Source organism: Paenibacillus sp. FSL H8-0280 (genome assembly GCF_045040665.1).
In the GTDB taxonomy this organism is placed as follows: Bacteria; Bacillota; Bacilli; order Paenibacillales; family Paenibacillaceae; genus Paenibacillus; species Paenibacillus xylanexedens_A.
The window spans coordinates 483,693-497,568 of the sequence record NZ_CP150296.1; the positions used below are offsets into that span (position 1 = coordinate 483,693).

General features: G+C 47.2%; 16 protein-coding genes and 1 riboswitch. Of the genes, 10 read left to right on the forward strand and 6 right to left on the reverse strand.

Going from position 1 to position 13,876, the window contains the following annotated elements; translation table 11 throughout:
• From MHI12_RS02310 to MHI12_RS02330, 5 genes are all read right to left on the reverse strand, one after another.
• Entirely contained in the window at positions 1-759 is a 759-nt protein-coding gene (locus MHI12_RS02310; protein WP_405171395.1) for an ABC transporter permease, read from the reverse strand.
• A complete protein-coding gene (locus MHI12_RS02315) occupies positions 759-1,049 on the reverse strand; it encodes a thiamine-binding protein (protein ID WP_127551654.1) in 291 nt (96 codons plus the stop codon). Before MHI12_RS02315 ends, MHI12_RS02310 begins: the two co-directional genes overlap by 1 nt.
• Positions 1,050-1,272: 223 nt before the next feature.
• On the reverse strand, positions 1,273-2,313 hold the full coding sequence (locus tag MHI12_RS02320; protein WP_405171396.1) for an ABC transporter substrate-binding protein: 1,041 nt from the start codon (positions 2,311-2,313) through the stop codon (positions 1,273-1,275).
• A 307-nt stretch (positions 2,314-2,620) separates the two neighbouring features.
• Positions 2,621-2,733: riboswitch (TPP riboswitch) on the reverse strand.
• A gap of 144 nt (positions 2,734-2,877) precedes the next feature.
• The gene (locus MHI12_RS02325) at positions 2,878-3,633 is read right to left on the reverse strand and encodes an NAD-dependent epimerase/dehydratase family protein (RefSeq protein ID WP_405171397.1); all 756 of its coding nucleotides are present in this window, start codon (positions 3,631-3,633) and stop codon (positions 2,878-2,880) included.
• Positions 3,634-3,650: 17 nt separating this feature from the next.
• Positions 3,651-4,037: a VOC family protein gene (locus MHI12_RS02330; protein ID WP_076253877.1), complete on the reverse strand. Its 387-nt coding sequence runs from the start codon at positions 4,035-4,037 to the stop codon at positions 3,651-3,653.
• Between the two features lie 174 nt (positions 4,038-4,211).
• On the opposite strand from MHI12_RS02330, the gene MHI12_RS02335 reads away from it, so the two are divergent.
• Positions 4,212-4,721, forward strand: coding sequence for a hypothetical protein (locus tag MHI12_RS02335; protein WP_341005900.1), 510 nt, complete (start codon positions 4,212-4,214; stop codon positions 4,719-4,721).
• Between the two features lie 424 nt (positions 4,722-5,145).
• Here MHI12_RS02335 and MHI12_RS02340 read toward each other — a convergent pair whose 3' ends face one another.
• Positions 5,146-6,381, reverse strand: a complete 1,236-nt coding sequence (locus MHI12_RS02340; RefSeq protein WP_405171398.1) for an MFS transporter — start codon at positions 6,379-6,381, stop codon at positions 5,146-5,148.
• Positions 6,382-6,768: 387 nt separating this feature from the next.
• On the opposite strand from MHI12_RS02340, the gene serS reads away from it, so the two are divergent.
• The 9 genes from serS (at position 6,769) to MHI12_RS02385 (ending at position 13,848) form a co-directional block, all read left to right on the forward strand.
• Positions 6,769-8,067, forward strand: a complete 1,299-nt coding sequence (gene serS, locus MHI12_RS02345; protein WP_405171399.1) for a serine--tRNA ligase — start codon at positions 6,769-6,771, stop codon at positions 8,065-8,067.
• A gap of 276 nt (positions 8,068-8,343) precedes the next feature.
• A complete protein-coding gene (locus MHI12_RS02350; RefSeq protein WP_405171400.1) occupies positions 8,344-9,450 on the forward strand; it encodes an Ig-like domain-containing protein in 1,107 nt (368 codons plus the stop codon).
• A 384-nt stretch (positions 9,451-9,834) separates the two neighbouring features.
• Positions 9,835-10,386, forward strand: a complete 552-nt coding sequence (locus MHI12_RS02355) for a GrpB family protein (RefSeq protein ID WP_405171401.1) — start codon at positions 9,835-9,837, stop codon at positions 10,384-10,386.
• A gap of 4 nt (positions 10,387-10,390) precedes the next feature.
• Positions 10,391-10,798, forward strand: a complete 408-nt coding sequence (locus MHI12_RS02360) for a DUF2809 domain-containing protein (protein WP_341005905.1) — start codon at positions 10,391-10,393, stop codon at positions 10,796-10,798.
• A 28-nt stretch (positions 10,799-10,826) separates the two neighbouring features.
• Entirely contained in the window at positions 10,827-11,384 is a 558-nt protein-coding gene (locus MHI12_RS02365) for a GNAT family N-acetyltransferase (RefSeq protein ID WP_405171402.1), read from the forward strand.
• Between the two features lie 51 nt (positions 11,385-11,435).
• A complete protein-coding gene (locus MHI12_RS02370) occupies positions 11,436-11,765 on the forward strand; it encodes a DUF952 domain-containing protein (RefSeq protein WP_036673184.1) in 330 nt (109 codons plus the stop codon).
• Between the two features lie 68 nt (positions 11,766-11,833).
• Positions 11,834-12,424 (forward strand): DUF1572 family protein, encoded by a 591-nt coding sequence (locus tag MHI12_RS02375; RefSeq protein WP_405171403.1) that lies wholly within the window; start codon positions 11,834-11,836, stop codon positions 12,422-12,424.
• Positions 12,421-13,011, forward strand: a complete 591-nt coding sequence (locus tag MHI12_RS02380) for a histidine phosphatase family protein (RefSeq protein ID WP_405171404.1) — start codon at positions 12,421-12,423, stop codon at positions 13,009-13,011. The genes MHI12_RS02375 and MHI12_RS02380 overlap by 4 nt, the downstream gene beginning before the upstream one ends.
• 3 nt (positions 13,012-13,014) lie before the next feature.
• Complete coding sequence (locus MHI12_RS02385) at positions 13,015-13,848, forward strand: DUF2785 domain-containing protein (protein WP_405171405.1); 834 nt, start codon at positions 13,015-13,017, stop codon at positions 13,846-13,848.
• Positions 13,849-13,876 lie beyond the last annotated feature (28 nt).

Below are 13,876 nucleotides of genomic sequence, written 5' to 3' on the forward strand. Positions count from 1 at the left end.
TTATCGCTTCTGTGGCCGCCAGCGCACGAGCAGCTTCTCCAGCAGGGCAATGAACAGGAAGAGCAGCAAGCTGAGCGCGACAATAATCATGATCGCCACGAATAGACGATCGGTGCGATAAGCCGACTTTTGCAGCATCATATAATAACCAATACCCTTGTCTGCACCAATCCATTCGGCGATGATGGCACCCATCACGCTATAGGTAGCGGCGATTTTGATACCAGAGAACACGGATGGCAGCGCATGGGGAAGCTCCAGCTTCCAGAAGATCTGGTGACGTTTCGCACCAGCCATGCGCATATAGTTCATCATCGCTGCATCTGTACGGGTCAAGCCGTCCATTGCCGCCACTGCAACGGGGAAGAAGCAGACCAGGATGATCGTAATCAGCTTGGGCAACAGCCCGAACCCGAACCAGATTAACAGGAGCGGCGCGAGCGCGATGGTTGGGATATTTTGACTAAGGATAAGTAAAGGATACAGGGCCGACTTGAGAAAAGGGACTAAATGTAGCACCATCGCAATCAGTAATCCAACCGCGGTGCCAGCGGCGAATCCAATCAGCGTTAACTGAATGGTTGCGGAAGCGTGCATGCCAAGCCGCTCGGCCTGGGTTGCGGCTTCGCGGGCGATGTCGGACGGTGCAGGCAGCATCCATTTCTCAATATGGAAGAGGGAGACGGCTCCCTGCCATATCGCTATAAAGAGAATAACCGCCACAAAGGGCGGCCATACACTTTTGAAATAGGCAGGCATTAGCGATACTTCTCCGTCAGGGTATCCATGCTGAAGCCGGCAGGGCTATGGGCGATTTTGATCTGGGAGATGATGCTTGGGCTGCCAGCCTCCACGAGTACCTCGTGCATTTTACGGACAACCTCCAGCAGTTCCTCCAGTTCCCCCTCCATCGTGGTGTCGAGCGCGTTCACCTGATATTTCAAGCCAGATTGTTGAATAACTTCAATGGCGCGATCTACGTAAGGATAAGAGTTCTCGCCATTTGGCGTTTTCGGGATAACCTGAATGCTGAGTAGTGTACTTGCCATGAGAGATCACGGCTCCTTTCGTGATATATAAAATGAACTAATGACTGTTACACTTGCCACTTCGATGACAGAATAACCCTCCAATCGCTGTTATCCCCAGATTTTTTTGATTCCCTTCTCTAAAGGGAAAATCCGGTGATAAAGGCGACCGCTTCGCTTTTTCACGTTATTTCTGTCCTCTCCGTCCTCGTGTAAATATTAAGTTCGTTTTATATGAGAAATTTTATTGGGGTAAGAACTCGTTTGTATATGCCTTGCTCACATCGATCTGTTCATCCAGCAGTTTTTTGCTAAACATCCAGTCGGTGTAGTTCTGCCATACTTCCTGCTTTTGCTCACCCCAACGCGGGGCGTCATCTGTGTACTTGGGACTAAGCCATTTCTGGCTTGCCAGTACGAGGTCTTTATCCAGATCCGGTACAGCCTTGATCAGAATGTTCGCTGCGTCTTCGGGATGATCAATCGCATATTGATATCCTTCGGAAGTGGCTTTCAGGAATGCTTTCACCAGCTCAGGATCGTTCTGGATCGTCTGCTCGTTTGTTACGAGGACAGGCGTGTAATAATCCAGTGCATCCGAATAATCCTTCACATATAACATGTCGATCGGTTCCCCGCGTAGTTCGGCTTCAATCCCTGTCCAGGCGTAGAAAATCCACGCGAAATCAATATCCCGTTTCACTGCGGTGAAAAAGTCGGCATCACCCATGTTAATGTTTTTCACTTTGGATACATCGGCGCCTTCGCCTTCCATAATGGATTGCATCACGGCTTCTTCCACAGGGGAGCCCCATCCGCCATAGGTTTTACCTTCAAAATCTTTCGGTGATTTGATATTCCGATCCGCCGGAGCAGCGAACCCGGATGTATTATGCTGAATAACTGCTGCAATGGAGACCAATGGAACACCCTGTGTGCGGGCTTGAGTTACACTCTCCTGATAACTTACGCCAAAAGGCACTTCGTTCGATGCAACCATCGTATCTGCGCCTCCGGCACCTGGTTGAACAATCTCCACGTTCAAGCCTTCGGCCTTGTAAAAACCTTGATCCACGGCCGCATACAGGCCGGTATGATTTGTATTCGGTGTCCAGTCGAGCACCACTTTAATATCTTTCAGGGCGGCAGTGTCACCTTCATTGCTGCTTTCCGCATTCGTGTTGCCGTTCTGTTCTGCCGGGGCAGCTTCTTTGCCACCACATGCGGCTACCGTCACCAGTAGTACGCATAAGAGCAACAGTCCCATTGTTTTACGCCATTTCATCTGTGGTTCTCTCCTTCGGTATGTCCGGCCGAGTGGCACGGGGTACTCCTTGGCTTCATATCCAATCATCTTGCATAAATCGACAGATTTATACCAGTTGAGATCCGGATGACGTTATTTTAAACATAAGAAAACGTCTATCGATGTCATTCGAAGAAGCCAGACCGCGTTTAGCGGTAGTTTTTCTTGCAATATCAGGAAGGTGATGATTCCAAACTTATACTTTCTGATAGTAACAAAAAAAGCGCCCCGTATTCCGGGACGCGTGCAGGCGTTAGAGAGGTGGCGTTCAGCCATAGGGCTGTGCCATTTCGATATACTCCGATTCCTACGCTGGCATGATCCAGATCAGGTCTAAGGGTTAGTATCTTGGTGGGATACACTCTCAGCCGGCCAATTCCGACTCCCCTGGGAAACTATGAAGTTACGGGCATTACTAGGTGTAATTATAGGCCAGAGGGTGGGACCTGTCCAGTCATGAACTGGATAGGGGCACGTATAAGTTATCAAACAGGCCGTTATACATATGTATAACAGCCTGTTTGGATGTGTTATTTTCAATAATTATCGTGGGGAATCATATAAGGCAATCTGACTGAGTGCAAAAGCATCGGATTTTGGGTCATAACCTACCTGTTTCTGAGTGGTTTCCAGATTCAATCGTTTAAACCGATTATTCGAGATCCCATGCAGTATGGTGAAGGGCTCCAGATCTGTAGTTGTAATTGCTTTGAACATCAAATCGCACAAGTCAGCCGGACTAATATACGCGCTCATATCCCTTGCCTCCAGCACTGGTCCGTCCGGTTGAAAATCATCATATGCACCTATACGTACCGCAACACTTTGTAAACCTTCGGTATACGCAAAATAGGAAGCGAGCGATTCTCCAAAACATTTGCTAACCCCGTACAAATTCCGCGGGCGTGTGGGCATGTCCGGATAGACTTGAGCATCAATGGGGTACCCCTCAATCGTCTGAGCACTGCTTGCAAGAATGACTCTTCGTACACCTTGGTCTTTAGCTGCACGGAATACATTAAATGTACCTTTAATATTGATGTCCAACAACGATTCATAAAATCCGGCATTCGGGGAAGGATCTCCCGCCAGATGTACAACCACATCCATGCCTCCGCAAGCATGCTGACAGGCTTCGGGGTCTGTCACATCCAGTGTCATGATCTCATGGCCGGTCCCTTGATACGTATGCAGTCTGTCGATATTCAAATCCGTAAGTCGAAGGTGAAATGCCTCTGACAAGTGTTGGGACAAGTCACGTCCAATTTTTCCGGCTGCGCCAGTAATTAAAATGTTCATAAAATCAGCTCCAATTCTTAGCGCTGGAAGAACTCAATCCATTCCTTTTCAGGTCCATAGATGAAGAAATAGCGGTAACCGTTAGGCAGTGTGATAATCTCTCCATCGATAAATTCGGCTTCGGTGGATTGAATGCGTTTGTACTCAGAATCAAGATCATCCACGTGGATCGCAAAATGGTGCACCGTACCTTCGGAAGGCAGCTTGTCGCTGTATCCTTGAATTAACTCAATCTCAGTCTCGTTACTTCCATTGAAGCCAAGAAAGGCGAGCTGAATGACGCCGTTAGTATGGGTTACCCGGTCTTTTAATTCAAGACCAACAATCTCCGTATAGAAGCGCAGCGTGGTCTCCAGATCACGTACGGCAATACCAACATGGTCAATACGTTTTTGAAAACTCATAATCTAAATCCTCCTTATGTAGTGAATGTTTCTACCATTTTAAGGGATATCATAGGGCTGTGCTACATGGTTGTCAAATCCAATTTTAAATTGGAAAAATCATAATTGTTCACAGAATGTTCACTTATGTGGAGGGTTTCCTCATCTCTATAATTACGAAGGTAAACAGAGAGGATGAGAGAATTGCCAACCAGCAAGAAGGAACAGATTATTTTCGGATTAATGATGTGTACAGGAATGGTCTTGGTCATGATGTTCTTCAATCTATGGCACAGTGGGTTACTCGGCAAGATGTCCCCGCTTGAGATACTGCTTCAATTCATATTATGTTTTGTCATCGCGTTTCTGGTGGAGTCTTCCATTGTTGGCCCTGTGGCCAGAAAGATTGCATTCTCCTTGCCCTTTGACAAGTCCAACAAGATTTTGGGTGTGCTCGTCATGTCATTTTTCATGGTGATTGGCATGGTTCTGATCATGTCCATGTATGGAATGATTTCAGCGTATCTTGCAGACCAATTAAGTGGGGGTTCCATATTCCGTACCTATCTTCAGACGATCGCTCGCAACTTCAGCCTGGCGCTTCCATATCAGTTAATCATTCTGGGACCACTCGTGCGATATGTATTCGGTAAATTCATCAAGGATAACGGGCCCGTAATGCCTGTCGTTAACAAAAGTGTGTGATTCAGATGGGCCTAAAGTATTTCCTGGGCAATCTTGTGCAAATGAATAGATCGTATTCTCACCTTTAATGAAAGGTGATCAGAGAGGCAAAGATAGGGCACTTGCCACCATGATTACAGCGCTAACGAATTGAGGACATCTTATTAGGCCAGTTTTTAAGGAATGAAAAATCTAACGAATCTCAGCGGTGTTATTATGCAAAAAACCTCCAACGAGGCATTTAATTGAAGCTAATTATCTATAATAACGTCTCTAGGATTCGTTAGATTTCAAACATGCGGAAATGGATGGGAATAGCGTGTGTTAGGTTCGTTAGAACAGAGGAACGCTACAAAAAAATGCCCACTGTCAGGTCATGACAGTAGACATTTCAATATCTTTAATAGGTATTTCTAATCCTCAGGACCGGATCAACACAGAACTGTTAAGTCGCAGAATTCACTATATGTTTGTTCTGCCACTGGTACGTGATCACGCTAATGACAAGCAGGCCAACTGCAAAGATCGCAAGCATCCATGCAGACTGATTAACCGCCAGATGATCAAGACTCCATCCCGTAGTCAAAGGCAGAATGGCACCGCCAACCCCACCTGAGGCAATCAAAATGCTGGGTGTGGATTCTTCTGTTCCGGGCAGCAGTTTACTGGCGAAGACAAGGGCAATGGAGAATATCCCTGACATCGCAAGTCCAAGCAGCAAGATGATGAGAAATGCAGACCAGATTTGGTTTGTAAATGGAAATACCGTTAACAAGAGAACAGATGCGAGACAACTGTACAGGACATAGACGCGGTATTGGAATTTCTCTGCGATATACCCGGCGAAGAGTCGTCCCACGGACATGGCAATCCAGAAACAGGTGACACTAAGCGCTGCTCCGGCTTCCTTCATGTTCATTTTCTCAATCAGGATCGCCGGCATGAAGTTCGCAAGACTCATCTCTGTGCCAACATATAGGAAGAAGAACAGAACGAATAATGCCAGCAGAGTCCTGTTACGGCCACGATAGGTTGGACTGGATGTACTTGCAGATGCGGGATGCATCTCACCTGATGTCCCAGCAGAGTGCGTATTTACGGAAGCATGATTTGAACTCTGTCGCTCTAGAAACTTATCGAGTTCACCGAATGATCCTTTCGCCCAGAAAACAAAGGTCAGCGCTGCGCAGAGCGCAACAACGAGAAAGGAAAGGCGCCAATATCCGGCAGCAATCAGACCGCTGGCAATGAGCGGCATGACCATCGCCCCGATCCCGAATAACACTTCCAGTCGACTCATGGCAACGGCTGTATTGTCTTTGATTGCAGCGATGATAATGGTGCCAATAACAGCTTCAACCATTCCGAATCCAAAGCCGGCCGCAGGTGCAATGACGAACATCCAGCCCCATGGTGGCAACAGCATATAGGATAATTCTGCAATGCAGAGCAACGCAGTGGCGATTAACAGCCCTCCCCGTTTACCAAAGCGTCTGTTCAGCCATGGAGATAACAATACACCACCGAGGAATCCGGCAAATTGAGCAAAGATCAGCGTTCCGCCTTGGCTATAATCTTTGCCGTAATGTTCAAGTGCAACCGGTAGAATGGAACCGAGCACAACATGGGCAAGTCCAATCAGGAAATAGGATAGACATCCGATCCAAAGTAATTTTTTCATAAAGAACTCCTTCTACTTATATACATAAATTGAGGATCACAATAAAGCGCAATCTTGAAGACAAAGTCTATCATAACAGGACATGTTAAGTTGTGCCATGAATTCCTGATCGATACAGAAGGTTGCAATCTGGTCCGGCGTTCGTATATACTGAGACCAACAATTACAGATCGGACCATGCCGTTGAAGAGCATCCAACTCGGAGGCGTTTTCGCCAGGGGAGCGATATTTCCCCAAGTTAACCGGAACCGCCCGTTATCGCGGACCAAGAGGCTGGAAGCAGGATATCCTGATTCAGCAAGTTGGGTGGCACCGCGAGCAGAGCGCTCCTCGTCCCAAGGGATGAGGGCGCTCTTTGTATTTTTACAGCCAAAGGAGACGGTGACCATGTTAGAAATGAAATGGATTCGGGCACATGCAGAAGAGGTTCAGGCCGCAGCAGACGGGAAAAAAATCAAGATCAACATTCGCACATTGTTAGAGCGGGATGAGGAACGCAGGGCACTTTTGCAGGAATCGGAAGAAGGACGCAGATTGCGCAATTCGTTATCCGTGGACATTGGCAGACTCATGCAAGCCGGGAATCGGGAACAGGCCGAGGGTTTGCGGGCTCAGGTGAAACAGATCAATGAACAGTTGGAACAGGTGGAAGCGAGGCTCGCCCCTGTGCAGGAGGAAGTAACCAAGCTGCAATGGCTGGTACCCAATATCGTATCCCCGGATACCCCCAATGGCTCGTCGGATGCGGATAATGTAGAACTGCGACGTGTGGGAGAGGTGCCAACGTTCGAGTATAACACCAAAGATCATGTGGAACTTGGGGAGTTGCATGATCTGATCGATATTCCTCGTGGAGTTAAGATTGGCGGTACGCGAAGTTATGTATTAAAAGGCGCTGGCCTGTTATTACATCGAGCAGTACAGCAACTTGCGCTTGATCTCCTGTTGAAGCATGGGTTTACACCAATGGAGGTTCCGCTGATGGTCAGGGAGGATGCACTGGTGAACACCGGATTCTTCCCAACCGGTCGAGATCAGGTCTATGAACTCGAAGGGGAGAACAAGTGGCTGGTGGGAACTTCTGAAGTGCCACTGGTCTCGTATTATGCGGATGAGATTGTTGATGTTCAAGAACCTATGAAGCTGGCCGCGGTATCGACGTGTTTCCGCAGTGAAGTTGGCTCCGGCGGACGTGATGTACGCGGATTGTATCGGGTGCACCAATTTGCCAAAGTTGAGCAGGTCATTCTCTGTGCCCCTGATGCGGCAGAATCGGAGCGTATGCTGCAAGAGATTACGGGACACGCCGAAGAATTGCTGCAATTACTGGAACTGCCGTATCGTGTTGTCGCTGTATGTACCGGGGATATGTCGCAGAAAACGTACAAACAGTATGACATTGAGACCTGGATGCCAAGTCGCGATGCATATGGAGAAACGCATTCGTCGTCGAATCTGCATGATTTTCAGGCGCGCCGTTCAAATATTCGTTGCCTCGATGCCGAAGGCAAGTTGGCCTACTGTCACACGCTCAATAATACGGCGGTGGCATCGCCGCGTATCCTGATTCCTTTGCTTGAGAATCATCAGCAGGAGGATGGAAGCATTCGCATTCCGGCAGCCCTGCGGCCCTATATGGGCGGGGCCGAGAGCTTGATTTTGCCAGAACAGGATGAAGTGAATTAGAGAGGTTAGTTAAAGCTCTAGTAATTATTCAAAAAGGGGATGTTCCACACGTCATGTTGCATGTGACGATGGACATCCCCTTTTAAACTGAAATAGTATTTACATAAACCAGGCTCCTACTATGTTGGGCTAGATTCAAAGGTTTTTATAACGATTACACGCTGATCTCATGAATTGTTCCAAGACTCCCACTTTTGTTATTCAACTTTATGCAATTCGTATCCGATATAATATAATAGAAGTAAAATATTGGATTATGGGAGTTGGGAATTAAAAATGAATAGAATCAAACTGGCGCTTCGAGGCACACTTGCTCTAATTATTGCATTAACCGTACTGGTCCCTTCGTTGGCCTTGGCGGCTACCGGTGACGTGAAATCGATTGAAATAACCAATAGCAGCCCGCAGAAGATGAGTGTTTCCGAAACAGCTGCGCTTCAGGTGATGGCAACGGTAGAAGGTTTTGATAACAAGCAGGATGTTACCGAAGGCGTGACTTGGTCCACCAGTAATGCAGCAGTCGCGACGATGGTGAAAGGCAAAGTCAAGGCTGTGGCCGCGGGCGAAGCAACCATTTTTGCAGAAGTAGACGGGTCTAAAGCCCAGTTGGTTGTCCAGGTTCAGGAGAAGATCAAAAGCATCAAAGCTTCACCGAAATCCTACAGTTTTGTTAAAGGCAGTGAAAGCACCCTTCCGAAAGTAAGCATTATCCGTGCGAACGGCAAGGAAGAGGATGTGACGTCTGAGATTGTGTGGTCCGTATCCACTTCTTCGGCTGTGCTGGAAAACGGTAAAATCAAAGGCGTTACACCCGGTAGAGTATTGCTGCAAGGCAAATACGGAACAACGATTGTGAAAGTCCCTGTTGCTGTGACGGATGAGATTACCAAAGTCGAGGTTACCCCTGCAACTATGCAGCTGAATATCAAGAAGTCGAAAGCGTTGAAGGTTATCGGCACCTACGCGAATGGCAAAACGATCAACCTTTCGAAACAAGTGATATGGACTTCTTCCAATACAAATGTAGCTATCGTGAAAAATGGAGCCGTTAAGACGCTGACCGAGGGACAAGCAACCTTGACAGGAACTTATCAAAATCAGACAATAAAGGCAGAGGTTACCGTTGTACCTTTGCTCAAAAAGTTGATTACAGGCCAGAAAAAACTGGTTTTGTCCCCACAGGGAAGTACAACGCTGAGTGTGATGGCACAGTATGATACGGGCAAAACCACTGTTGTGACCAACAGTGCGGTGTGGAGCAGCACAAAGCCGGGCGTAGCGACAGTGACAAATGGCAAGATCGTGGCTGTAGGCAAAGGGAAAACGTCCATCACGGCCAAGTGGGGCAACAAAAAAGTGACGATCCCTGTTACGGTAAAATAAATCTTCATATAATGAAACATCTTGCATGAATCAAAAGTTAGTTTCAGTACATGACACGTTAAAATCATCAATATTATCAAGGTAACAGACAACTAGGGGCGTAGACATACGCTCCTTTTTTGGATATATAGAAATATGTATATGAAATGCCCTCTGCTAGAACAACAATATAACAGGATCGGATGGGATGAATATGAAAGCTTCGATTATAAGCTCAGACTCTAACTCTAGTAATCTGGCTTACCTGAAATATCTTCTTTTATCCCTAAGTTCCATACTTACATTTCAACGGAGCACTACGATTGAGCGCACGAAGCAACGCACCTATGAAAAATACAGAGAAGGTTACCATTTAAAATGTCTTGGTGAAGAGGAGATGCCTGAATGACAGATCCATTGCAACCGGAAAACTGGCCTGCCTGGGCGACAGAGGCGGTAGAGATTGCTCCGGCCAACCCCAATTGGGATGTGCAGGCTCAGGAAGAAATCGGACAACTCAAACGTCTTCTACAGCAGTTTAATATCCATCAATTCGAACATATCGGAAGCACGTCCATTCCAGGGTTACCCGCCAAGCCCATTATTGATCTGATGGCAGAGGTACAGTCATGGGATGACATGGATCTGATTGCAGATCAGCTGAATCCGGTGGGCTGGAATTACGTTCCGCCTGAACTGGATGGACGGGAGTACAGACGATTCTGGGTCAGGGTTAAGGATGGAAAGAGAGCTGTACACCTTCATCTAATGCGCCCGGGAGAAGAACGCTGGGATCGTCAAATTCGGTTTCGGGATGTGCTGAGAAAACGCCCAGATCTGGTGGAAGCTTACGCCATCCTGAAGACGAAGCTTGCTGATGAGAACAAGGAAGATAGGGAATCGTATACCGCTGCCAAAACGCAATTTATTTTACAAGTGCTTGATGAAGGCGTGTGATTGATTGAAAAGCGTACTTATCAGAGACAGGCTGATCTATTTCTTCGCAGTCATGATGACCATGACGGCAGGGCTCGCATCCAGACACTATAGTGAACGATTGCCAGGTTGGGTGCATGAACATTTCGGGGATGCATTATGGGCGGGCATGATTTATTTCGGAGTACGCATGGTGTGGCCTCATCGCAGCTTGGTATGGGCGATGTGTTTGAGTTGTGCATTCAGTTGGATGATTGAGTTCTCACAGTTGATTCAGACGCCTTGGTTGATTGAGATACGTTCAACCGTATGGGGTGCGCTTATTTTGGGACATGGTTTTCTGGTGATCGATCTGATTCGATATTCGGTTGGTATTCTGTGCATGGTTATGATAGATCGTTATTTCCTGAGAAATAAGATGGCTGGATCATGAAATCAAGTGAATCATGGAGGTGTGCTGAATGAATGTAGAAAAACTTTTTGCCGAATTACCCGAATTCGAAACACAGCGGTTAAAACTGAGGCGGCTTACGATGGATGATCTTGATGAATATTATGCGTTTGCCTCTGATCCGCGAGTGAGTCAACAAAGCTTGTGGAACTGCCATGAGACGGTGGAGGATTCAATTCAATATATTCAGCGGGTACTGGATAATTATGAACAGAAAACGGTACATATCTGGGCTTTTGTTTTGAAGGTAACAGGGACCTTGATCGGCAGGGGTGGCATTTTTCATCTCAACGAACCCATGCAGAGTGCTGAACTGGGATACGCGATAGCCAGCAGTCAATGGGGTAAGGGTCTCGCAGCAGAAGCGATGCAACCCATCGTGGATTATTGCTTTCAGGAACTGGACTGCAATCGGTTGGAGGGAAAATGTAATGCAGGCAACATAGGCTCTGCACGCGTAATGGAGAAGCTGGGCATGTCGTACGAAGGTTTGCTACGCAAACAGTTGAAGATCAAAGGTGTATTTACGGATCAAAAATTGTACTCCCGTATCCGGGATGATCTATAATACTTCCAATGACACATAGGGTACATCGCAGAAATTGAAGGAGGCGGAACCATGATCTATAGTATTATTTCCCGTTCGTTGTGGGAGCAAGTGTCAAAAGGGACTGAGTATGCACCAGATAGCCTGGAGACAGACGGATTCATTCATTGTTCCACCAAGGAACAGATCCCATGGGTAGCCGGGCAATATTATGCAGGCCGTACAGATCTGTTATTACTTAGTATTGATGAGAAGGCGTTGAAGCCGGAACTGGTGTATGAGGATCTCTACGAATTAAATGAACTATATCCACATATCTATGGAGAGCTCAATCTGGATGCGGTTCGCAAAGTCATTCCATTTGAACCGAATGCAGACGGCACATTCTCATTTCCTGAATAAATAACATGTGACGCTTCTGTTTGGACGTGATCAGTGGACAACATACTTTTCCGAAGGGTGGTTAACGGATGGATATGAATCAGGTTTTTCTGGAGACAGCGGAGAAACAATTCTTGTATTACAAGCAGCTCGGGGAAAAAGCCATGGCACAACTGGATTCCGAGCAATTGTTTCAATCCTGGAATGAAGACGCGAACAGCATTGCGGTTATCGTAAAACATCTATGGGGCAATATGCTGTCCCGTTGGACGGATGTACTGACAACAGATGGTGAGAAACCGTGGCGTGAACGGGACGCCGAGTTCGTGAATGATATTTCTTCCCGGGAAGAGTTGCTCGCCAAATGGGAGGAAGGCTGGAATTGTCTACTCGAAGCCATTCGTTCGTTTACCCCGGAACAATTGTCTCATATCATATATATTCGGAATGAAGGTCATACCATTATGGAGGCCATTATTCGGCAATTAGCACATTATCCGTATCATGTCGGGCAGATTGTATTTGCCGCGAAAATGCTTAAAGAAACAGCTTGGGACAGTCTCTCGATTCCGAGAAACGGGTCAGATCAATATAACGGCGGTAAATTTGCCAAGCCGAAGGCACGCAAACATTTTACAGAAGATGAACTTCATATAGAAAAAGGTGAGGACCAACAATGACTGAAATCGCATTGATTCGCCATGGAAGCACAGCGTGGAATAAGGAAAAACGTTCACAGGGACAGACGGATAATCCGCTGGATCAGGAGGGAAGAGAACAGGCCGTATTACTTGCCGCGAGACTGGCCGAGGAATCCTGGGATGCCATCTATGCAAGTGACTTGGAGCGTGCAAGTGAGACGGCTCGCATCATTGGTGACCGCTTGGGTATTCAGGAGATTCATCTTGACCCTAGACTTCGCGAGATGGGCGGAGGACAGGTCGAAGGAACGACGGAAGAGGAACGGTTAGCCAAGTGGGGAGCGGACTGGAGTGCTCTGGATCTGGGACGTGAGCTTGCAGATGCAGGGACTGTTCGAGGCAGTGCGGTGCTTGAGGATATTGTACAGCAGCACCCCGATGGAAGAGTGATTGTTGTCAGTCACGGAGCCGTTCTACGGAATACACTGCGAGGTCTGGTGCCTGAACTGGATATCAGCGTGAAACTGTCCAACACATCCATTACCCGGATCGCCAAGAATGAGAATACGTGGCAATGCGAACTGTACAATTGCAGCGTACATTTGGATTCGTCTAGGGAGTCCTAATAGATGGATGCTCTGACGTTAAAACAAAAATTACAGCATATTCAGTCGTCTAATCATTCCATTGATCATGAAGAACAGCCTTACGAATTGGCACTGCATATGATGCAGCATATTGGTAGTACTGACCCTGTCCTGCGGGATGAATTGATCTATGTTACGTTTGCAACCTGGATTGGACAGGGTGTATTTTCGGTAGATCAGCTAAGGCATGTGTTGCAGTTGGCGCTGGACGATCAGCACCTGTTCTATGGGATCGGAGAGCAGGGAACGGATAGTGTGTTTACGCGGACGTTCTCCGTATTGTTACTGCCTCCAATTCTGAATTTGGATCGTCAGCGACCTTTCCTGGACAAAGAGGATATCGCAGGGATTCATCATCGGTTGACTACATATCTGGAACGTGAAAAAGATGTTCGCGGCTACGCCGATAATAAGGGCTGGGCGCATGCCCCTGCACACGCGGCGGATGCGGTTGAAGACTTGGCACAATCGCCATATCTGGAGCGAACGGATCTACTGGAACTTCTGCATGCACTCGCTGTGAAAATAACCGAATCAAGTGTAGTCTACATCCATGATGAGGATCAACGAATAGCGCATGCCGTTATGACCATTCTTCGTCGCAATCTGTTGGAGCAAAAGGATATTACGGTATGGATCGATTCCCTTCATCAAGGAGATCAGGCGGTGAACAGATCACTTCTGGAAACCAGTCATAGGAGCCTGAATGTGCGTCTGTTTTTGCAGACACTGTATCTCGCGATACGTACAGAAGAAGACGAGCCTTTTTCGTTGGTTCGTTCACTGGTATTGCAGGCATTGGAGAGAGATAAATAACGATACGCTAAACGTGTGGACAAAAGGG

Bases quoted from the DNA above. Each gene is read 5' to 3' on its own strand.
- MHI12_RS02370 (WP_036673184.1), top strand. From the start codon at position 11,436: ATGATCTATAGTATTATTTCCCGTTCGTTGTGGGAGCAAGTGTCAAAA.
- MHI12_RS02385 (WP_405171405.1), top strand. From the start codon at position 13,015: ATGGATGCTCTGACGTTAAAACAAAAATTACAGCATATTCAGTCGTCT.
- MHI12_RS02340 (WP_405171398.1), bottom strand. From the start codon at position 6,381: ATGAAAAAATTACTTTGGATCGGATGTCTATCCTATTTCCTGATTGGA.
- MHI12_RS02355 (WP_405171401.1), top strand. From the start codon at position 9,835: ATGACAGATCCATTGCAACCGGAAAACTGGCCTGCCTGGGCGACAGAG.
- MHI12_RS02320 (WP_405171396.1), bottom strand. From the start codon at position 2,313: ATGAAATGGCGTAAAACAATGGGACTGTTGCTCTTATGCGTACTACTG.
- MHI12_RS02335 (WP_341005900.1), top strand. From the start codon at position 4,212: ATGAGAGAATTGCCAACCAGCAAGAAGGAACAGATTATTTTCGGATTA.
- MHI12_RS02330 (WP_076253877.1), bottom strand. From the start codon at position 4,037: ATGAGTTTTCAAAAACGTATTGACCATGTTGGTATTGCCGTACGTGAT.
- MHI12_RS02315 (WP_127551654.1), bottom strand. From the start codon at position 1,049: ATGGCAAGTACACTACTCAGCATTCAGGTTATCCCGAAAACGCCAAAT.
- MHI12_RS02380 (WP_405171404.1), top strand. From the start codon at position 12,421: ATGACTGAAATCGCATTGATTCGCCATGGAAGCACAGCGTGGAATAAG.
- MHI12_RS02350 (WP_405171400.1), top strand. From the start codon at position 8,344: ATGAATAGAATCAAACTGGCGCTTCGAGGCACACTTGCTCTAATTATT.
- MHI12_RS02310 (WP_405171395.1), bottom strand. From the start codon at position 759: ATGCCTGCCTATTTCAAAAGTGTATGGCCGCCCTTTGTGGCGGTTATT.
- MHI12_RS02375 (WP_405171403.1), top strand. From the start codon at position 11,834: ATGGATATGAATCAGGTTTTTCTGGAGACAGCGGAGAAACAATTCTTG.
- MHI12_RS02365 (WP_405171402.1), top strand. From the start codon at position 10,827: ATGAATGTAGAAAAACTTTTTGCCGAATTACCCGAATTCGAAACACAG.
- serS (WP_405171399.1), top strand. From the start codon at position 6,769: ATGTTAGAAATGAAATGGATTCGGGCACATGCAGAAGAGGTTCAGGCC.
- MHI12_RS02325 (WP_405171397.1), bottom strand. From the start codon at position 3,633: ATGAACATTTTAATTACTGGCGCAGCCGGAAAAATTGGACGTGACTTG.